Annotated in this window: 21 protein-coding genes and 1 pseudogene; 12 read left to right on the top strand and 10 right to left on the bottom strand. The window is 61.4% G+C overall.

Annotation, left to right across the window (positions count from 1 at the left end; translation table 11 throughout):
- Window positions 1-5 precede the first annotated feature (5 nt).
- Window positions 6-626 (top strand): TetR/AcrR family transcriptional regulator, encoded by a 621-nt coding sequence (locus AC0R79_RS03045; protein WP_007952414.1) that lies wholly within the window; start codon window positions 6-8, stop codon window positions 624-626.
- A gap of 70 nt (window positions 627-696) precedes the next feature.
- Here the strand turns inward: AC0R79_RS03045 and AC0R79_RS03040 are convergent, their stop codons facing one another.
- The 3 genes from AC0R79_RS03040 to AC0R79_RS03030 all read right to left on the bottom strand — a co-directional run bounded on the left by AC0R79_RS03040 (window position 697) and on the right by AC0R79_RS03030 (window position 2,530).
- Complete coding sequence (locus AC0R79_RS03040) at window positions 697-1,563, bottom strand: phasin family protein (protein ID WP_474733139.1); 867 nt, start codon at window positions 1,561-1,563, stop codon at window positions 697-699.
- 10 nt (window positions 1,564-1,573) lie between these two features.
- Window positions 1,574-1,996 (bottom strand): phasin family protein, encoded by a 423-nt coding sequence (locus tag AC0R79_RS03035; RefSeq protein WP_007952416.1) that lies wholly within the window; start codon window positions 1,994-1,996, stop codon window positions 1,574-1,576.
- A gap of 258 nt (window positions 1,997-2,254) precedes the next feature.
- The gene (locus AC0R79_RS03030; RefSeq protein ID WP_007952417.1) at window positions 2,255-2,530 is read right to left on the bottom strand and encodes a polyhydroxyalkanoic acid system family protein; all 276 of its coding nucleotides are present in this window, start codon (window positions 2,528-2,530) and stop codon (window positions 2,255-2,257) included.
- A 165-nt stretch (window positions 2,531-2,695) separates the two neighbouring features.
- On the opposite strand from AC0R79_RS03030, the gene ubiE reads away from it, so the two are divergent.
- The 11 genes and pseudogenes from ubiE to AC0R79_RS02975 all read left to right on the top strand — a co-directional run bounded on the left by ubiE (window position 2,696) and on the right by AC0R79_RS02975 (window position 10,771).
- Entirely contained in the window at window positions 2,696-3,466 is a 771-nt protein-coding gene (gene ubiE, locus AC0R79_RS03025; RefSeq protein WP_007952418.1) for a bifunctional demethylmenaquinone methyltransferase/2-methoxy-6-polyprenyl-1,4-benzoquinol methylase UbiE, read from the top strand.
- Entirely contained in the window at window positions 3,466-4,089 is a 624-nt protein-coding gene (locus AC0R79_RS03020; RefSeq protein ID WP_007952419.1) for a ubiquinone biosynthesis accessory factor UbiJ, read from the top strand. The genes ubiE and AC0R79_RS03020 overlap by 1 nt, the downstream gene beginning before the upstream one ends.
- Window positions 4,086-5,690, top strand: coding sequence for a ubiquinone biosynthesis regulatory protein kinase UbiB (ubiB, locus tag AC0R79_RS03015; RefSeq protein WP_007952420.1), 1,605 nt, complete (start codon window positions 4,086-4,088; stop codon window positions 5,688-5,690). The genes AC0R79_RS03020 and ubiB overlap by 4 nt, the downstream gene beginning before the upstream one ends.
- Window positions 5,691-5,770: 80 nt before the next feature.
- A complete protein-coding gene (gene hisI, locus AC0R79_RS03010; RefSeq protein ID WP_007909357.1) occupies window positions 5,771-6,172 on the top strand; it encodes a phosphoribosyl-AMP cyclohydrolase in 402 nt (133 codons plus the stop codon).
- Window positions 6,165-6,497 (top strand): phosphoribosyl-ATP diphosphatase, encoded by a 333-nt coding sequence (locus tag AC0R79_RS03005; RefSeq protein ID WP_007952422.1) that lies wholly within the window; start codon window positions 6,165-6,167, stop codon window positions 6,495-6,497. The genes hisI and AC0R79_RS03005 overlap by 8 nt, the downstream gene beginning before the upstream one ends.
- 25 nt (window positions 6,498-6,522) lie before the next feature.
- Window positions 6,523-6,801, top strand: coding sequence for a twin-arginine translocase TatA/TatE family subunit (locus tag AC0R79_RS03000; protein WP_007952423.1), 279 nt, complete (start codon window positions 6,523-6,525; stop codon window positions 6,799-6,801).
- A gap of 10 nt (window positions 6,802-6,811) precedes the next feature.
- Window positions 6,812-7,258, top strand: a complete 447-nt coding sequence (gene tatB, locus AC0R79_RS02995; protein WP_474733134.1) for a Sec-independent protein translocase protein TatB — start codon at window positions 6,812-6,814, stop codon at window positions 7,256-7,258.
- Window positions 7,255-8,043, top strand: a complete 789-nt coding sequence (gene tatC / locus AC0R79_RS02990) for a twin-arginine translocase subunit TatC (protein WP_007952425.1) — start codon at window positions 7,255-7,257, stop codon at window positions 8,041-8,043. The genes tatB and tatC overlap by 4 nt, the downstream gene beginning before the upstream one ends.
- Window positions 8,040-8,747, top strand: a complete 708-nt coding sequence (locus tag AC0R79_RS02985) for a 16S rRNA (uracil(1498)-N(3))-methyltransferase (protein ID WP_474733131.1) — start codon at window positions 8,040-8,042, stop codon at window positions 8,745-8,747. The genes tatC and AC0R79_RS02985 overlap by 4 nt, the downstream gene beginning before the upstream one ends.
- 107 nt (window positions 8,748-8,854) lie before the next feature.
- A pseudogene (locus tag AC0R79_RS02980) lies at window positions 8,855-9,916 on the top strand (methyl-accepting chemotaxis protein); the annotation flags it as partial.
- Window positions 9,899-10,771, top strand: coding sequence for a methyl-accepting chemotaxis protein (locus tag AC0R79_RS02975; RefSeq protein WP_371850981.1), 873 nt, complete (start codon window positions 9,899-9,901; stop codon window positions 10,769-10,771). The pseudogene AC0R79_RS02980 and the gene AC0R79_RS02975, both read left to right, overlap by 18 nt.
- Before the next feature lie 183 nt (window positions 10,772-10,954).
- Here AC0R79_RS02975 and AC0R79_RS02970 read toward each other — a convergent pair whose 3' ends face one another.
- The 7 genes from AC0R79_RS02970 to pip form a co-directional block, all read right to left on the bottom strand.
- Complete coding sequence (locus AC0R79_RS02970; protein WP_474733129.1) at window positions 10,955-11,689, bottom strand: amino acid ABC transporter ATP-binding protein; 735 nt, start codon at window positions 11,687-11,689, stop codon at window positions 10,955-10,957.
- Complete coding sequence (locus tag AC0R79_RS02965) at window positions 11,682-12,641, bottom strand: amino acid ABC transporter permease (protein WP_007952431.1); 960 nt, start codon at window positions 12,639-12,641, stop codon at window positions 11,682-11,684. Before AC0R79_RS02965 ends, AC0R79_RS02970 begins: the two co-directional genes overlap by 8 nt.
- 141 nt (window positions 12,642-12,782) lie before the next feature.
- Entirely contained in the window at window positions 12,783-13,580 is a 798-nt protein-coding gene (locus tag AC0R79_RS02960) for a transporter substrate-binding domain-containing protein (RefSeq protein ID WP_039772466.1), read from the bottom strand.
- A gap of 247 nt (window positions 13,581-13,827) precedes the next feature.
- Window positions 13,828-16,398: a glucans biosynthesis glucosyltransferase MdoH gene (gene mdoH / locus AC0R79_RS02955; RefSeq protein ID WP_474733126.1), complete on the bottom strand. Its 2,571-nt coding sequence runs from the start codon at window positions 16,396-16,398 to the stop codon at window positions 13,828-13,830.
- The gene (locus AC0R79_RS02950) at window positions 16,391-18,205 is read right to left on the bottom strand and encodes a glucan biosynthesis protein G (protein ID WP_102687895.1); all 1,815 of its coding nucleotides are present in this window, start codon (window positions 18,203-18,205) and stop codon (window positions 16,391-16,393) included. The genes mdoH and AC0R79_RS02950 overlap by 8 nt, the downstream gene beginning before the upstream one ends.
- Window positions 18,206-18,526: 321 nt before the next feature.
- Entirely contained in the window at window positions 18,527-18,964 is a 438-nt protein-coding gene (dtd, locus tag AC0R79_RS02945) for a D-aminoacyl-tRNA deacylase (RefSeq protein ID WP_474733124.1), read from the bottom strand.
- Complete coding sequence (gene pip / locus AC0R79_RS02940; protein ID WP_007952436.1) at window positions 18,961-19,932, bottom strand: prolyl aminopeptidase; 972 nt, start codon at window positions 19,930-19,932, stop codon at window positions 18,961-18,963. The genes dtd and pip overlap by 4 nt, the downstream gene beginning before the upstream one ends.
- Window positions 19,933-20,016: the final 84 nt, after the last annotated feature.

The following is a 20,016-nucleotide window of genomic DNA, read 5'->3' as shown; positions in this document are numbered from 1 at the left end:
ACTGGATGAAAACAAGCGAACGGATCCTCGAATGTGCCCTGCAGTTGTTCAATGAAAAGGGCGAGCCGAACGTCTCCACCATGGAGGTTGCCAATGAAATGGGGATCAGCCCCGGCAACCTCTACTACCACTTCCATGGCAAGGAACCGCTGATTCTCGGCCTGTTCGAGCGCTTCCAGAACGACCTCGCCCCGCTGCTCGACCCGCCCGCCGATGTCGAACTGGCGCCGGAGGATTACTGGTTGTTCCTGCACCTGATCGTCGAACGGTTGGCGCAGTACCGCTTCCTGTTCCAGGACCTGTCGAACCTGGCCGGACGCCTGCCGAAACTGGCCAAGGGCATTCGCCAGTTCCTCAACGTGCTCAAGCGCACGCTGGCGTCATTGCTGGCGCGGCTGAAGGCGTCGGGGCAGTTGGTCAGCGACACCCAGGCGCTGGGGCAACTGGTGGAGCAGATCACCATGACGTTGCTGTTCTCGCTGGACTATCAGCGGATTCTCGATCGCGAAGGGGAAGTGCGGCTGGTGGTGTACCAGATCATGATGCTGGTCGCGCCGCATCTGTTGCCGCCGGTGAAGGTGGCGACGGAGAGGATGGCTTTGCAGTATCTCGAAGATCACGAGTAATCCGACGGCTTTTACCCAAACAAAAACGCCCGACCTTCACAGGCCGGGCGTTTTCTTGAGCCCTGAAAAATCAGGACTGACTGGTTGGCGTCGACGGAGTCGATGCAGCAGTCGGAGCAGGCGTCGGGGTTGGAGCCGAGGCGGAGTTCGACGTGCTTGCCAGTGCTTGCGGTGTGGTCACCGGTTTTGGTGCTGCAGCTTTCGGCGCAGCGGCTTTCGGCGCGGCCGGTTTTTTCACTGCCGGTTTTTTCGCCGCAGCCGGTTTGGCGGCAGGCTTGGTAGCGGGTTTGGCGGCAGCGGTTTTCGCTGCTGGCTTGGCCGCAGGTTTGGCAGCTGGTTTTGCTGCCGGCTTGGCGGCGGCCTTGGCGGCAACCGGTTTGGCCGCGGCTTTCGCTGCAGGCTTGGCGGCAGCAGTTTTGGCTGCTGGTTTTGCGGCCGGTTTGGCGGCGGCTTTAGCCAGTGGCTTGGCAGCGGTTTTGGCCGCAGGCTTGGCTGCTGCGGTTTTGGCCGCGACAGGCTGAGCTTTCAGGCCGGTGAGTTTTTCGATCTGCTTGGTCAGGGTATCGACCTTCTTGTGCAGATCCTTCACCTCGTTGCGGCTCGGTACGCCCAGGCGCGAAATCGCGCTGTTCAGGCGCTTGTCGAAAGCCCCTTCCAGCTGATCCCAGGTGCCCAGTGCGCGATCTTTCACGCCGCTGATGCGCGATTTTGCCGAGCTTGCAGAGTCCTTGGCAGCATCGACTTTCTTGCCGACTGCAGCCTTGGTGAGCTTCTCGGCTTTCTCGCCGTCTTTGACCAATGTATCGAAGAGCTTGCTGCCGTCAGTGTCGATCTTCGAGTACACGCCTAAACCAGCCAGCCAGATCTTGCGGGAATAGTCTTCGACTTTTCCGATCCACGAGCTGCCTTCTTTATCGGTGTTCTTTTTACCAGCCATCCCGTTCTCCTTAAGATTTACGCGCGACGCGTTCGAGCAATGCCGTCAGCTCATCGAGCTTAGCAGAGAGTGCCTCAACGTCATGTTTAGACGGAATGCCGATACGATTCAAGGCACTGGCGACACGCGTGTCGAACGCCTTCTCGACCTTGTCGAGCTGAACTTCGACCCGGCCTTTGAAAGAGCTGACTTCGCTCTTGGCTTCATCGATCTCGGCGTTGGCCGCTTCGAGTTTTTCGGTGACGGCTTTTTTGCCTTTCTTTTCAACAGTTTGACCAGCCTTGATCAACTCCTGAAAGTACTCGCTGCCCTCCTGACCGACCTTGGTGTAGGCACCCAGGCCTGCCAGCCAGATCTTGCGGGCATAGGATTTGACGTCGCTCAGAGCGGAAGTCGAAGCGTCGATTTTTTTCTTCAAAATGACTTTGGCCATGGTGCACCTCACGCGCAGAAGGTTTGAGGAACTGCCCTGACGAGTGTCGGGCTCAGGCACAAAGTAGGGAGAAAAATTAGAAACGGCACCCTAACAACTGACATAAACAGGTGGGCACACCACAAAACAAATGTGGGAGCGGGCTTGCTCGCGAATGCGGTGTGTCAGTCACGGAAATGTCGGCTGATACAACGTATTCGTCGGATCGCCGCCCGGAGCAAGCTCGCTCCCACAGGGGGATTTCATTTCAGGCAGAAATCAGACCAGCGCTTTATCCAGCGCCTTTTCGATCTCGGCTTTGATCATGCCGCTCATGGCCGACATCATCAGGCCCAGTTCCACGTCGACCCGGATCGAATCCTCGGCCACATGCACCGCGCCCTTCACGCCCGAACGCTTGAGGTTCAGGACATCGCCCGACCACTGCGGCTCCAGGCCATATTGATCGGAGAGTTTCTGCGCCAGTTTGTCGGCTTTCTCGCGGGCCGCTTCCTTGCCCAGGCTGTGGGCACGCTCAACACTGATATGGGCCATTGAATGACTCCTGCTTTTTGAATGGGGCTATGAATGCCTGCAACGAATCTTGACCGCCACTGCGGCAAATCGTCCCGAAGGTTGCCCATCTTACCTTTAGCCATTCCAAGACAAAGCATGGCTTGGGGATTAGAATGTCGCGCATTCTCTTTTGGTGACAGCGATATGACTGATCAGCGCAAAGGCAGCGATGCCGAACCCACCACTCACTTCGGCTTCAAAAACGTTCCGGAAAGCCAGAAAGCGGAAAAAGTCGCTGAGGTGTTCCACTCCGTGGCCGCCAAGTACGACCTGATGAACGACCTTCTGTCGGGCGGCATGCACCGTCTGTGGAAGCGCTTCGCGATCGAACTGTCGGGCGTGCGCGCCGGCAATCGCGTGCTGGACATTGCCGGTGGCACGGGAGACCTGACCAAGAAATTCTCGCACCTGGTCGGCCCGACCGGTCAGGTGGTACTGGCCGATATCAACGAATCCATGCTCAAGGTCGGTCGTGACCGCCTGCTGGATGTCGGTGTGTCGGGCAATGTCGAGTTCGTCCAGGCCGACGCGGAAAAGCTGCCGTTCCCGGACAACCATTTCGACTGCGTGACCATCGCTTTCGGCCTGCGCAACGTGACGCACAAGGAAGACGCCCTGCGTTCGATGCTGCGCGTACTCAAGCCGGGCGGCCGTCTGCTGGTGCTGGAATTCTCCAAGCCGACCAACGCGCTGATGTCCAAGGCCTACGACGCCTACTCGTTCGCCTTCATGCCGCTGATGGGCAAGCTGATCACCAACGACTCGGAAAGCTATCGCTACCTGGCCGAATCGATCCGCATGCACCCGAATCAGGAAACCCTGAAGTCGATGATGGTCGACGCCGGTTTCGACCGTGTGACCTATCACAACATGACCGCAGGCATCGTCGCCCTGCACCGCGGCATCAAACCCTGATGCTGCTGACCGGGCTGCTCGCCAGCGTCGAACTCGGCCTGAACCGGGTGCTGCGTCTCGACAGCACGGCGCTGCCGCGACTGGCGCATCTGACCGGCAAAGTGATTGCCGTGGATTGCCGCAGCCCGGCGCTGCAACTGTTCATCCTGCCGAGCGACGAAGGCCTGATGCTGGCGTCCCACTGGGAAACCGGCGTCGACTGCACCCTGCGTGCCCCGGCTTCGAGCCTGGTGAAACTGGCCCTGAGCAAGGACAAGACGGCGGTGCTGCACGCGCCGGAAGTCGAACTCGACGGTGACAGCGGCGTGCTGCTGGAACTGGCGGGCGTGCTGCAGGATCTGGAGCTGGACTGGGAGTACGAACTCTCGCGCTGGCTGGGACCTGTCGCCACGCAACTGGTCGGCGGTCACCTACGCAGCCGCGCCCGCTGGTATCAACAAGGATTTGCCAGCCTCAACCAGAACCTCGCCGAATACCTGGCCGAAGAATCACGCACCCTCGTCGGTCAGCGCGAAGCCGAAGCCCGCTTCAGCGAACTGGACCGGATCAAACTCGATCTGGAACGTCTCGAGGCGCGCTTCGAGCGCCTTTCCCGATCCCTCGACCCAAGCGATAACGCATGAAGCTGCTCGCCGTCCGCCGTCTGTTGCGCATCCAGCGCGTCGTGATCCGCTACCGCCTCGATGACCTGCTGTTCGATCTGCCTTTGCCGTGGTTCCTGCTGGCGCTGCGCTACGTCTTGCCGTGGCGCTGGTTCCCGCGCAAGCCGCTGGACCTGAGCCGTGGCGCACGCCTGCGCCTGGCCTTGCAGGATCTGGGGCCGATCTTCATCAAGTTCGGGCAGATCCTTTCGACCCGCCGCGACCTGCTGCCGGAAGACATCGCCGATGAGCTGATGCGGTTGCAGGACCGCGTGCCGCCGTTCGATTCGCAGCTGTCGGTCAAGCTGATCGAAGAGCAACTGGGCAAGAAGATCAGCGAAGTGTTCAGCCGTTTCGACGTCGAACCGCTGGCCTCGGCCTCGGTGGCGCAGGTACACGCCGCGCAACTGAAGACCGGCGAAGAAGTGGTGGTCAAGGTGATCCGCCCTGGCCTGAAACCGATCATCGCCCAGGATCTGGCGTGGCTGTTCATCCTCGCCCGCGCCGCCGAGAAAGTCTCCGCCGACGCTCGCCTGCTGCACCCGGTGGACGTGGTCAGCGACTACGAAAAAACCATTTACGACGAACTCGATCTGTTGCGCGAGGCGGCCAACGCCAGCCAGTTGAAACGCAACTTCGAAGGCTCGCCGCTGCTTTACGTACCGCAAGTCTATTGGGACTGGTGCCGACCGAAAGTGCTGGTGATGGAGCGCATCTACGGGATTCAGGTGACCGATCTGGCGACCCTCGCCGACCAGCGCACCGACATGAAAATGCTCGCCGAACGCGGCGTGGAGATCTTCTTCACCCAAGTGTTCCGCGACAGTTTCTTCCACGCCGACATGCACCCGGGCAACATCTTCGTCAGCACCGTCAACCCGTGGAGCCCGCAGTACATCGCGATCGACTGCGGCATCGTCGGCAGCCTGACCCCGGAAGACCAGGACTATCTGGCGCGCAACCTGTTCGCGTTCTTCAAGCGCGACTACCGCCGCGTGGCGCAATTGCACATCGATTCGGGCTGGGTGCCGGCGGAAACCAAGCTCAATGAATTCGAAGCGGCGATCCGTACCGTGTGCGAGCCGATCTTCGAAAAACCATTAAAAGATATTTCATTTGGCCAGGTGCTGATGCGCCTGTTCCAGACCGCGCGCCGCTTCAACATGGAAGTGCAGCCGCAACTCGTATTGCTGCAAAAGACCCTGCTGAACATCGAAGGCCTGGGCCGTCAGCTGTACCCGGACCTCGATCTGTGGAACACCGCGCAGCCGTTCCTCGAACGCTGGATGCGCGAGCGCGTCAGCCCGAAAGCCTTGATCGGCAACGTCCAGAGCCAGTTCGAACAGCTGCCGCACCTGGCCAACATGGCCCGCGACCTGCTCGAACGCATGTCCCAGCCCCACGCCAACGACCCGCCGCCACCGTGGAAAAAGCGCAAGGACGACTGGTTCCTGCGCCTGCTCGGCAGCGCCCATCTGGCGGGTGGTACGATCCTCGCTGCCGGGGGCCCGATGCACGAACTGGGGCATTGGCCCGCCGGAATCATGGTGGCAGTCGGCTTGTATCTGGTCGTTCGCCGATAGCCAGTTCCGTGATCGGCTGGCACACTGTTTCAACGCCTGAGCCCGACTATTGAAGTGTGGGTTCGCTGTCGGAGTCGAAGATGAAAAACTGGCTGGACGAGATCAAGTGGGACGCCGATGGCCTGGTGCCGGCGATTGCCCAGGATCACAAGACCGGACGCGTATTGATGATGGCCTGGATGAACCGCGAAGCCCTGGAGCTGACCGCGGCGGAAAACCGTGCCATCTATTGGTCACGTTCCCGTGGCAAGCTGTGGCGCAAGGGCGAAGAGTCCGGCCACGTACAGACGCTGCATGAAATGCGTCTGGACTGCGACGCCGACGTCATCATCCTGATGGTCGAACAGATCGGCGACATTGCTTGCCATACCGGCCGTCAAAGCTGCTTCTACCGCGTCTTCGAAAACGGCGACTGGAAAACGGTCGACCCGGTCCTGAAAGACCCGCACGCCATCTATTCCGCAGGACACAAACATGAGTGACACCCTGACCCGCCTTGCTCAGGTGCTGGAAGAGCGCAAGGGCGCAGCCGCCGACAGCTCGTATGTCGCCAGCCTGTATCACAAGGGTCTGAACAAGATTCTGGAGAAAGTCGGCGAAGAATCGGTCGAAACGATCATTGCCGCCAAGGACGCCGCCGTCAGCGGCGACTGCAGCGACGTGATCTACGAGACCGCCGACCTGTGGTTCCACAGCATGGTCATGCTCGCCCAGCTGGGGCAGCATCCGCAGGCGGTGCTGGATGAACTGGATCGCCGTTTCGGCCTGTCCGGACACGTCGAGAAAGCCTCGCGCCCGTCCGCCTGAACAACTATTAGAGAGGAACAGCAACATGGGCATTTTTGACTGGAAACACTGGATCGTCATCCTGGTGGTCGTGGTACTGGTATTCGGCACCAAGAAACTTAAAAACCTTGGCACCGACGTCGGCGAATCGATCAAGGGCTTCCGTAAAGCCATGAACGACGACGAAAAACCGGCCGATCCAACCGTCACGCCTGCGCAACCGGTGCCGCCGGTTCAGCCGCAAGCCACCGCTCAGGCCAACCCGCCGCACACCATCGACGTGCAGGCGCAGAAAGTCGAAGAGCCGATCCGCAAAGACGTGTGAGCACTGACTAATGTTTGGTATCAGCTTCTCTGAACTGCTGCTCGTCGGCCTCGTTGCCCTGCTGGTGCTGGGCCCCGAGCGTCTGCCGGGCGCTGCACGCACCGCCGGCCTGTGGGTCGGACGGCTGAAGCGCAGCTTCAACGCGATCAAACAGGAAGTTGAGCGTGAAATCGGTGCCGACGAAATCCGTCGGCAACTGCACAACGAGCACATCCTGTCGCTGGAACAGGAGGCGCGGAAGATTTTCACGCCGGTTCAGCAGGAGCCGACGCCGGTCGAGCATGTGGGTGAGCAGACGATTCATGCGCCTGCCGCCGCGACGCCACCAGCACCTGCTGTAGCGCCAACCGAACCAGCGCCTGTCGTCGCGCCAGCCTCGGTTGAACACGTAGCCCCAACCGCCGCGCCGACCACACCAGCGCCTCACGACACCACTCTGCCGCCGCGAGCCCCATGAGCGATCTCCCCGAAAACGACCAGCACATGCCGCTGGTTTCGCACCTCACCGAGTTGCGCACCCGCCTGCTGCGTTGCGTCGCGGCGATCTTCATCATCTTCGCCGGGCTGTTTGCCTTCACCCAGCAGATCTACACCTTCGTCTCGACGCCGCTGCGCGAATACCTGCCGGCCGGTGCGACGATGATCGCCACCGACGTGTCGTCACCGTTCCTGACGCCGCTGAAACTGACGATGATGGTCTCGCTGTTCCTGGCGATTCCGGTGATCCTGCATCAGATCTGGGGCTTCATCGCACCGGGCCTGTACAAGCACGAGAAGCGTGTCGCAGTGCCGTTGCTGATCTCCAGCATCCTGCTGTTCTACACCGGCATGGCGTTCGCCTACTTCTTCGTGTTCCCGCTGATCTTCAAGTTCTTCGCCTCGGCCACCCCGGCCGGCGTGGAAATGATGACCGACATCACCAGTTACCTCGATTTCGTCATGACGCTGTTCTTCGCCTTCGGCGTGGCGTTCGAAATCCCGGTGGCCGTGGTGCTGCTGGTGTGGATCGGCGTGGTCGACGTCAAATACCTGAAGAAGATCCGTCCGTACGTGATCATCGGCTGCTTCGTGGTCGGCATGATCCTGACCCCGCCGGACATCTTCTCCCAGACCCTGCTGGCCGTGCCGATGTGGATGCTGTTCGAAGTCGGCATCCTGTTCGGCAGTCTGGTCAGCAAACGCGAGCGCCCGGAAGAAACCGCCGACGATCACAACGACCAGCCGCCAGCGACTCAGCCATGAACCTGCTGCTGCTCGAAGAGGCCGACTTCATCGCGGCCGACCGCGTCGTGCTGCGTGATCGGCGCCTGACTCACATGCAGGAAGTCCACCGCTCGGAAGTCGGCGACAGCCTGCGGGTCGGGCGCATCAACGGGTTGATGGGCTCGGCCGAGCTGCTGCGTCTGGACGCGGGTGAAGCCGAGCTGCGAGTCAGCCTCGATCAACCGCCGCCGGCCAAACTGCCGCTGACCCTGGTGCTCGCCCTGCCCCGCCCGAAGATGCTGCGCCGGGTGTTTCAGACCGTGGCGACCATGGGCGTGTCGAAGGTGATTCTGGTCAACAGCTACCGGGTCGAGAAAAGCTTCTGGCAAACGCCGTTCCTGGAGCCGGAAGCGATTCGCGAACAACTGATCCTCGGCCTCGAACAGGCTCGGGATACGGTGTTGCCGGAGATCATCATCGAGAAGCGCTTCAAGCCGTTCGTCGAAGATCGCCTGCCGGCCATCACCGACGGCACCCTCGGCCTGGTCGGGCACCCAGGCAATTTCCCGCCCTGCCCCCGCGCCCTGAACGAACCTGTAACCCTGGCCATCGGCCCCGAGGGTGGCTGGATTCCCTACGAAATCGATCTGCTGGCCAAGGCCGGGCTGCAACCGGTGCAGCTTGGCGAGCGAATCCTGCGGGTCGAAACCGCCGTCACCGCGCTGCTCGCCCGGTTGTTCTGAGCACTTCTGTTCTAAGCCCTTCTCCAGACAAATCGCGTTACAGATTGCCATCATGCGGCCGATACACTCTCCATAAGTCCAATTAGTGGTCCGAGGGGAGTCGTCGCATGTACCGTTGGTTAGCCGAGAGTCTTGGAAACGTCAGCGTCAAACGCAAGCTTGGAATCGGTTTCGGCCTGGTGCTGCTGCTGACCCTGTTGATCACCTTCACCGGCTGGACCGGCATGAGCGGGATCATCAGCCGGGGCGACAAGCTCGGGTTCATCTCCAGCCTCAACGAGTTGACCAAAGACCTGCGCCTGGCGCGCCTGGACTATGAAGCCCGCCGTGGCGAACAGGGCCCCGGCGCGGTCAACGACCTGCTCGGCAAACTCGACAGCGGCCTGCAAAGCGCTCGCGGCATGATCGAGCAACCGTCCGACGTGGCCATGATCGATCAGCAACTGGCGGCGGTCGCCGAGTACAAACGCGCCTTTGGCGACATGACCCAGGCCACCGTGCAGCGTGAAGACGCCCGCAGCAAACTCGGCGCCAGTGCCGACAACGCCGTGGCCAAGGTCAGCGAAGTCGAGAAATCCCTGCTGCAAGGCGACAGCGTCGCGCAATTCAACAGCGTGATCGAGCTGAGCAAACTGCTGCAACAGGCGCGCTATCAGGTGCGCGGCTACACCTACAGCGGCAAGGCCGAGGCCGAACAACCGGCGCTGGATGCCATCGCCGCCGCCCTGAACAATCTTGAAAGCCTGCCGAGCAAACTGCCCGAGCAACACATTGCCAACCTGCAACAGGCCACCGAATCGCTGAAGGCTTACCGCGCTGCCGTCAGCCAGTTCCGCGACTCCCAGGTGAACAATGCCAAGGCGCTGGCTCGCATGTCAGCCCAGGGCGACATCCTGCTCGACGTCAGCAAGAAACTCACCGAATCCCAGACCATCGTCCGCGACACCGATGCCGCCAGCGCCAAGAACCAGCTGCTGATCGCCACCCTGCTGGCCGTGGCCTTCGGTCTGCTCGCCGCTTGGGCGATCACCCGGCAGATCATCATTCCGCTGGAGCAGACCCTGAAAGTTGCCGAGCGGGTGGCCGCCGGCGACCTGACCCACAATCTGGTATCTCTGCGCCGCGACGAACTCGGTCAACTGCAACGCTCGATGCAGAGCATGACTCAGGGCCTGCGCGAATTGATCGGCGGCATCAGCGACGGCGTGACCCAGATTGCCAGCGCCGCCGAAGAGTTGTCCGCCGTGACCGAGCAGACCAGCGCCGGGGTCAACAATCAGAAAATCGAGACCGACCAGGTCGCCACCGCCATGAACGAAATGGCCGCCACCGTGCAGGAAGTCGCGCGCAACGCCGAGGAAGCCTCGGAAGCGGCCGTCGCTGCTGACCAGCAGGCCCGTGAAGGTGACAAGGTGGTTGGCGAAGCCATCGCCCAGATCGAACGTCTGGCTGCCGAAGTCGGCCACTCCACCGAGGCCATGGGCGAGCTCAAGCGCGAAAGCGACAAGATCGGCAGCGTGCTCGACGTGATCAAGTCCGTGGCCCAGCAAACCAACCTGCTGGCCCTCAACGCCGCCATCGAGGCCGCCCGTGCCGGTGAAGCCGGACGTGGTTTTGCGGTGGTCGCCGACGAAGTCCGCAGCCTCGCCCAGCGCACTCAGAAGTCCACGGAAGAGATCGAAGAGCTGATCGTCGGCCTGCAGAACGGCACCCAGCAAGTGGCGACGATCATGGACAACAGCCGCACCCTGACCGACAGCAGCGTCGAGCTGACCCGGCGTGCCGGTGGCTCGCTGGAAAGCATTACCCGTACCGTTTCGGCGATTCAGGCGATGAACCAGCAGATCGCCGCGGCGGCCGAGCAGCAGAGCGCCGTGGCCGAAGAGATCAACCGCAGCGTGCTGAACGTGCGGGATGTCTCGGACCAGACCTCGGCGGCCAGTGAAGAGACGGCGGCCTCCAGCGTCGAGCTGGCGCGTTTGGGCACTCACCTGCAAACGCTGGTGGGCCGGTTCAAGGTGTAAGTGGACGCCCGATCGTTCCCACGCTCCGCGTGGGAATGCATCCTGTGACGCTCCGCGTCACGCTTGCGAAGGGACGCAGAGCGTCCTGGGCGGCATTCCCACGCAGACGGTTCGACGCCTCGACGTGGGAACGATCAGTGATAAAAAAACGCAGCCAATGGCTGCGTTTTTTTTGCCCTGCGTTTAGAGGACTTGCCGCAGGAACGCCTGGGCTCGCGGGTCCTTCGGTGCATCGAAGAACTCTGAAGGCGAGGCGTCTTCCAGCAGTTTGCCGTGATCGAAGAACAGCACCCGATCCGCCACTTCCCGGGCGAAGCCCATTTCGTGGGTCACGCAGACCATGGTCATGCCTTCCACGGCCAGGTTCTTCATCACGTCCAGCACTTCGCCGACCATTTCCGGGTCGAGGGCCGAGGTCGGTTCGTCGAACAGCATGACCTTCGGATCCATCGCCAGCGCCCGGGCAATCGCCACGCGCTGCTGCTGACCGCCGGACAGGCGCGATGGATATTCGCGGGCCTTCTGGGCGATGCCGACCTTCTCCAGCAATGCCAGAGCCTTGGCCTCGCTTTCCTTCTGGCCGCGCTTGCGCACGACTTTCTGCGCCAGGCACAGGTTTTCCAGCACGGTCATGTGCGGGAACAGATTGAAATGCTGGAACACCATGCCGACTTCGCGGCGGTAGGCGTTGACGTCGGTTTTCGGGTCGGCCAGTTGCAGGCCGTCGATGCTCACCGAGCCGGAATCGAACTCTTCCAGACCATTGAGGCAACGCAGGAACGTCGATTTGCCGGAACCGGACGGGCCGATCACCACCAGCACTTCGCCCTTGTCCACGGACGTGCTGACGTTATCCACCGCGCGCACCACTTGCCCACGGGTGTCGAAGACTTTTACCAGATCGCGGACTTCAATCACTTTGCGCGAGCCTCCGCTCAAGCCGGCTGGCGATTTTCGACAGCGGCAGGTTGATCAACAGGTACAGGCCGGCGACGCAGAACAGGATTTCGAACGGCGAGAACGACGTGGTGATGACTTCACGACCGCTTTTCAGCAGTTCGGTGATGGCGATCACCGACACCAGCGAGGTGTCTTTGACCAGACTGATGAACTGCCCGGCCAACGGTGGCAGCACGCGCTTGAACGCTTGCGGCAGCACCACATGACGCATCGACTGACCAGCGCTCAGACCCAGCGAACGCGCCGCCTCGTTCTGGCCACGGGCAATCGACTGCACGCCGGAACGGATGATTTCCGCGACGTAGGCGCCGGTGAACAGCGACAGCGCGGCGATCCCGGCGAATTCCCGGGACAGGTTCATCACCGTGCCGATGAAGAAATAGAAAATGAAGATCTGCACCAGCAGCGGCGTGCCGCGCACCAGTTCGACATAGATCGTCGACAGGTCGCGCAGGGTCGGGTTGCTCGACAGCCGGCACAACCCGGTCGCCAGACCGATAAGCAGACCCAGCACCCCGGACACCACCGACAGCCAAAGCGTGGTCCACAGGCCCCACAACAGCGGACCTGCCGCCCAATGCCGCGTCACGCCCACAACGTCGCCTTCGGCCACATCGTCGCCCTGAGCGAATTGCAGGCTGTTTTCGTCGACGGTCAGGTGCTGCTCGTCACCGGCATCGTTGCGCAGGGTGACCTGCGCGCTGCCGCCCTTGCGCACCAGTTCGCTGACGGTGGAAATGTCGGTCGCGCGCTGGGTTTCCTCGGCCTGATAGGCGAAGTACTGCGGCACGCGGTTCCAGCGCCATTCGTAGGACATCAGCGACGTGGCGTAATACAGCGCGCCGGCCAGGCCGACCAGCACCAGCACGGTCAGGACGTGCCAGGGCCATTGGGCTTTTTTCTGTTTCATTGAATGTTTCTCTGATTCGCTCGTTCCCACGCTCTGCGTGGGAATGCATCCTGTGACGCTCTGCGTCACGCTTGCGAAGGGACGCGGAGCGTCCCGGGCGGCGTTCCCACGCAAAGCGTGGGAACGATCAGCGGGCGGGCCTTATTCCATGTCCTTGAGCCACTCGGTGCTCTTGAACCACTTGTCATGGATGCGATCGTAGGTGCCGTCTTCGTGGATCTGGTGCAGGAAGTTGTTGATGAAGTTGATGCTGTCGTAGTCACCCTTCTTCAAACCGAAGGCCAGCGGCTCGTAGGTGAACGGCTTGTCGAGGAACACCAGTTTGCCGGCGCCGACCTTGTTCACTGCAACGACGTTGTACGGCGCGTCGTAGATGAAGGCGTCAGCCTTGCCGTTGACCACGTCGAGCACGGCTTCCTGCTCGTTGTCGTAGCCGTGGTACTTGGCCTTGGAGATCAGCTTCTTGGCGACCATCTCGCCGGTGGTGCCGAGCTTGGAGGTGATGCGGTAGTCGGCGGTGTTCAGGTCTTTGTAGGACTTGATGGTGCCTTCCAGTTCCTTGCGGATCAGCAGGGTCTGGCCGACCACGATGAACGGTTCGCTGAAGTTCAGGCGCAGGTTGCGTTCCTGGGTCAGGGTCATGCCGCTGCCGATCATGTCGAACTTGTCGGTCATCAGTGCCGGGATGATCCCGTCGTAACCGGTGGAGACCAGCTCCAGCTTGACGCCCATGGCCTTGGTCATGGCTTTGAGGATGTCGACTTCGAAACCGATGATTTCGCCGCGCTTGTTGGTCATTTCGAACGGCATGTAGGTCGGATCCATACCGACTTTCAACGAACCGCGCTTGACCGCGTCATCGATGGCACCGGCCTGCGCCGCATTGACTGCAACCAGTGCCGTGACGCCGACCAGCAGCATCGACAGATACTTCTTCATCTTCAAGTCCCCAAAACCATTGCGTTTGCGGCGCGAAAACCGACAGAAATGGACAAGATTGCCCGGGTGCGCCAATTCGGGGACGGATGCTAACGCACTCGTCCGTTTGCACAAGGTTTTTTGATCGGTTGGTGCCGGATGGGACGCAGAGCGTCCCGGGCTGCATTCCCACGCAGAGCGTGGGAACGAGTGATCCGCGACGGTAATCGGCAGGCAAAAAAAACCCCGCTTTCGCGGGGTTTCTTCATCAGGCCGGTTGCGCCTGCAAGCTCACAGGCTTGAGCGGCAGCAGCGGTGCATGAGGGTCGGCTTTCACCGAAGCCCGCCATGCATCCAGCCACTCGGCGTGACCTTCGGCCCACACCTGCTCGTGCAGACGGGCCAGGGCCACCGGATCGCTCAGCAGTTGCAGGCGATCATGGTTGTTCAGCCCGGCCGGGCCGACCTTGATCGCGTGACGCACACGTTCCTGACGCAGCCATTCGATCGGCTCGGCCTGACCGTGACGCGAAGTCGCCAGCGAGCACGCCAGGGCGTTCTGCTGTGGATCGACCACGGCGCGGACGAAGCCGTCGTTCAGCGCGTGCCAGCGGTTTTCGTGGGTGTACTGATCGGTGGCCAGCAGCGCCTGTGGCGGATTGTATTCCTCGGGGATGAGGAACAGGCTCTCGTCACGGGATTTGAGGCCCAGACCGACGCGACTGGAAATCACCGACACCGGAATCGACAGCATCAGCGAACCGACGATCGGCACCAGCCACCAGAGGAAGCTCGGGTTCAGCCAGATCACCAGCAGCGCCCAGAAGAAGCCCAGCAGGGTCTGCGGACCGTGACGCTTGACCGCTTCGCTCCATGGCGTGGAGTCGTCGTCACGCTGCGGCGAGTTCCAGGTCGCGGCCCAGCCGAGGAACGCGGCCAGAACGAAACGGGTGTGGAAAATCATCCGCACCGGCGCCAGCAGCATGGAGAACAGCATCTCCAGCAGCATCGACAGGGTCACCTTGAACTTGCCGCCGAACTCTTTCGCGCCTTTGGCCCAGATCAGGATGATGCTCAACAGCTTCGGCAGGAACAGCAGCACGATAGTCGTCGAGAACAGCGCGATCGCCTTGTCCGGGTGCCATTGTGGCCACAGCGGATACAGCTGACGCGGTTCGAGGAAGTACTGCGGCTCCATCAGCGTGTTCACCGCCAGCAGCGCGGTCGACAACACCAGGAAGAAGAACCACAACGGCGCCGACAGGTAAGACATCACGCCGGTCAGGAACACCGCGCGGTGCACCGGATGCATGCCTTTTACCAGAAACAGACGGAAGTTCATCAGGTTGCCGTGGCACCAACGACGGTCACGCTTGAGCTCGTCGAGCAGGTTCGGCGGCAGTTCTTCGTAGCTGCCCGGCAGATCGTAGGCAATCCACACGCCCCAGCCGGCACGGCGCATCAGCGCAGCTTCAACGAAGTCGTGAGAGAGAATCGCACCAGAGAACGCACCCTTGCCCGGCAACGGCGCCAGGGCGCAGTGGTCGATGAACGGCTTCATGCGGATGATCGCGTTGTGACCCCAGTAGTGGGATTCACCCAGCTGCCAGAAGTGCAGACCGGCAGTGAACAGCGGACCGTACACACGAGTGGCGAACTGCTGCATGCGTGCATACAGCGTGTCCATGCCCGAAGCGCGCGGCGCGGTCTGGATGATACCGGCGTCCGGAGTGGCCTCCATCAGGCGCACCAGACTGGTCAGGCACTCGCCGCTCATCACCGAGTCGGCGTCAAGTACGACCATGTACTTGTAGTCACCGCCCCAGCGACGGCAGAAGTCGTCGAGGTTACCGCTCTTGCGTTTGACGCGGCGGCGACGGCGGCGATAGAAGATCTTGCCGAAGCCTTTAGCCTCGCGGCAGACGTCCAGCCAGGCCTGCTGCTCGGCCACGCAGATGTCGGAGTCGTTACTGTCGCTGAGGACGAAAAAGTCGAAACGGTCCAGGTCGCCGGTAGCGGCGACCGATTCGAACGTCGCGCGCAGACCGGCGAACACCCGAGGTACGTCTTCGTTGCAGATCGGCATCACCAGCGCGGTGCGGGCGTCTTTCGGAATCGGCTCGTTGCCGGCACTTTTACCGGAGATCCGGTATTTATCGTGGCCGGTGAGCAATTCGAGGAAGCCCATCAGCGCGGTCCAGAAACCGGCCGACACCCAGCAGAACAGAATCCCGAACATGATCAGGATGCTGGTCTGCAGCGCATACGGCAGCACTTGTGTGGCGGTTTGCAGCAGCGGTTGATGCAGGACTTCTTCCAGATCGACGAACGACCAGCCCTGGTACGGCATGATGCCTTTCATGTACCAGCCGGCGACGATGGTCTGCCCCAGCATCAGCACCAGCAGAATGTAGCGACGGATCGAACCGACCGTGCGCCAGCGCGCCGCCGGCAGCACGTTGGCGTCCTTCGGCGGTTGCGGCGGGTTGGTCCGGCCGGTCAGGCGGCGCCAGCCACGCACCAGAATGTTGGTGCGCCACGGCTCCGGCACGACCTTGGTCCGACGGATGGGCGGCGTGGCCTTCATGCTGACCCGGCCGCTGGCGTCGAGCACCAGCATTTCCGCGTCTTGCAGCTCTTCGGCGGTGCTCAGGGTCAGGCGCTTGCCCACCGAAGCCTGGGCGGCTTCGGTCGGCGCGTCAAAGGTCTTGGACGACAGGCGTTCATGCAATTCGCTGAAGGACTGGCAGCCCGCGAGTTCCGCGCGCTGCTCGTCGGTCATCGGCAGATGCGCCAGGTACTCGGACAGAGTCTCTGGCTGTACTTGAGAGTTACTCATCGGCAGGCAACTGATAGCTCCAGGTCTCGGTCAGGACTTCTTCAGTCGGTGCCGATTCCGGTGTGGCTGGGGCCGCGTCCGCAGCGGCTGGCTGCTTGGCGTCTTTGTTGGCCTTGTCCTTGGCATCTGCAACCGGCTTGGCGTCGGCCTGTTTGGCCTCGGCGGCCTTGGCTTCCTTGTCGGCTTTCTCTTGTTGCTTGGCGGCAACCTTGTCGGCCTTGGCTACCGACGAGTTGGACGTCGGTACCGAAGACTTGGCCAGATCAGCGGTGACCACTGGCTGCACCAGAGCTGCGCGCATCTCGGTGGACTTGCTCGCGTCCTTGATCTTCATCCGCAGGGTCAGGCGCCAGCCCTTGGTTTCCGGGTTGTAGCGCACGCTGTTCTCGACCAGTTCGGCGTTGTCGCCGACGCTGACCTGGCTGCGAACGTCCGCATCCGGGGCCAAAGCGGCCAGGGACGGGCCTTCGAAGTCGACCAGGTAGGCAACGCTGCCATCCGGCTGACGGATCAGGTTCGATTGTTTGACGTCACCAGTGGAGCGCAGGGTCTGGTTGACCCAGGCGCTGTCCGGTGCGTGCAGCGCGGCTTCGTCGATGGTCCAGTGCATGCGGTAGGCGAAGTCCAGCGGCTGGCCAGGCTCCGGCAGTTTTTCCGGGCTCCAGAACGCAACGATGTTGTCGTTGGTTTCGTCGGCGGTCGGAATCTCTACCAGATCGACAGTGCCTTTGCCCCAGTCGCCCTTCGGCTCGATCCAGGCGCTTGGGCGCTTGTCGTAGCGGTCGTCGAGGTCTTCGTAGTGGCTGAAGTCACGGCCACGTTGCAGCAGACCGAAACCACGCGGGTTCTCGACGCTGAACTGGCTGACAGCCAAATGTTTAGGGTTGTTCAGCGGACGCCAGATCCACTCGCCGTTGCCGGCATGGATCGACAGACCGCTGGAGTCGTGCAGTTCACGACGGTAGTTGAGCACCTTCGACGGCTGGTTGGCGCCAAACAGGAACATGCTGGTCAGCGGCGCGATGCCGAGCTTGCCGACCTTGTCACGCAGGTACATCTGGCCCTTGACGTCGACGATGGTGTCGCTGCCCGGACGCAGGATCAGGCGGTAGGCGCCGGTCGCACGTGGCGAATCCAGCAGGGCGAAGATCACCAGGTGCTTGTCACCCGGCTTCGGCTGCTGAATCCAGAACTCGCGAAAACGCGGGAATTCTTCGCCGGACGGCAGAGCGGTATCGATCGCCAGGCCACGGGCCGACAGACCGTAGGTGTGACCCTTGCCGACGACGCGGAAGTAGCTCGCGCCCAGCATGGTCATGATTTCGTCTTGCTTGTCAGCCTTGTTGATCGGGTACAGCACACGGAAACCGGCGTAGCCCAGTTGTTCGGTGGCCTTAGGATCGAACTGCAGGTCGCCGAAATCGAAACGGCTCGGATCGTATTTGATCTCTTCGACGGTGTTCGCGGTGATTTCGTTGATTTTCACCGGTGTATCGAAGTGCATGCCCTGGTGATAGAAGGACAGTTTGAACGGGGTCTTCTGGTCGGCCCATTCGGCTTTTTCGGTGCGGAAACGAATCTTCTGATAGTCCGCGAATTTCATTTCACGGAATTCGTTCGGCAGGTTGCTGCGCGGGGCTTCGAACTTCTGCCCGGCCAGCTCTTTGGCCTTGGCCGACACATCGTCAAGATTGAATGCCCAAAGCTGGCCGGCGCTGAGCAGGCAGAGTACTGCCGAGCCCGCTACCAGAGCGCTGCGCAAGCGTTTGGCAGACAATTTTGCTGCATTACAGGGACTAACAATCACGAGCAACCCTCGCCGAAAACAGATCAATAAACCAACGGCCAGATGAAGTGCCTGTGAGGGATTCGGTACAAAAAAACCGACCTTTCAGGACACCCTTGCCAAGTTGGCGAGCATTGTTCCGACTCCGCTGGGTCAAAATGATTCCCCAATCGGATCCGGACAAGTCTCTACCTAAGTCAAAATGGACCAACGAACGCTGATCCCCGTAGCGCGCGATTATCTAGTAGCCCGCGTGACAACGCATCAGGGGTAACAAAGTATTTATCGCGAAAATTCCCTGTTTTCAGTCGAAAAGCCCTTAAAAAGATGTTTCAAGCGCTTTCATGTCTGTAACAGGAAGGTTACCGGGCCATCGTTGACCAGGTGCACCTGCATATCCGAGCCGAATCTACCTGATGCCACTGTGCCATGCATCTGTTTCGCTTTGCTTAATAGGTAGTCGAATAATTCTTCGCCCAGCGCCGGAGGGGCGGCGGTCGAGAAACTCGGGCGCAACCCGCTTTTGGTGTCGGCAGCGAGGGTGAACTGAGAGACCAGCAGCAACCCGCCGCCCACATCCGCCAGGGACAGATTCATCTTGCCCTCCGCGTCACTGAACACTCGATAGTTAAGCAGCTTATGCAGAAGTTTGTCGGCGCTGGCCGGCGTGTCGTCGGGTTCGACCGCCACCAGCACCAATAAACCCTGATCGACACTGCCGACCACCTCGCCCGCCACTTCGACCCGCGCGCCTTTCACGCGCTGCAACAGACCCTTCATGCTTCTTCGGGCGGCAGGTCCAGCAGACGACGGGCCATTTTGCTGGCGGCGCGCACCAGTGCATCGGTGATGCCCGGTTCCGAGGCGGCGTGGCCGGCATCGCGGATCACCTGCAGCTCGCTGTTCGGCCAGGCCTGATGCAGTTCCCAGGCGTTGTCGAGCGGGCAGATCACGTCGTAACGACCATGGATGATCACGCCGGGCAGATGGGCGATCTTGCCCATGTCGCGGATCAGCTGGTTTGGCTCAAGGAACGCATTGTTGGTGAAGTAGTGGCATTCGATCCGCGCGATCGACAAGGCGCGCTGCGGCTCGGAGAAGCGGTCGACCACCAGCGGATTCGGACGCAGGGTCGCGGTGCGCCCTTCCCAGGTCGACCAGGCCTTGGCCGCGTGCATCTGGGCGATCTGGTCGTTGCCGGTCAGGCGTTTGTGGAAAGCGCTGAGCAGGTCGTCGCGCTCGTCCAGCGGAATCGGCGCGAGGTAGTCCTGCCAGTAATCGGGGAACAGACGGCTGGCGCCAGCCTGGTAGAACCATTCGATTTCCTGCGGACGGCAGAGAAAGATCCCGCGCAGGATGAGACCATGCACGCGCTCCGGATGGGTCTGCGCGTACGCCAGCGCCAGGGTCGACCCCCAGGAACCGCCGAACAGCACCCATTTGTCGATGCCCAGGTGTTTGCGGATGCGCTCGAGGTCTTCGACCAGATCCCAGGTGGTGTTGTTTTCCAGGCTGGCGTGGGGCGTGGAGCGACCGCAACCGCGCTGGTCGAAGGTGACAATGCGATACAGGTTCGGATCGAAGTAGCGGCGACTCTGGGCGTCGCACCCGGCGCCGGGACCTCCGTGGATGAACACCACCGGCAAACCTTCCGGTGAACCGCTTTCGTCGACGTACAGCGTATGGGTGTCATCGACGGCCAGATCGTGCCGTGCGTGAGGTTTGATCTGCGGAAACAAAGTCTGCATTGCGCGCTCCGTAAGGGGTCGAGGTCATCCCTGGGGGGACTTCTATTATTCTGCCGTCCGGCATCATAAACCCGATTTACGTCA

The sequence above is a fragment of the Pseudomonas sp. HD57-3 genome, from assembly GCF_056113135.1.
Note: the sequence above shows the minus strand (reverse complement) of the source record. Positions and strands in the feature narration are given on the sequence as shown.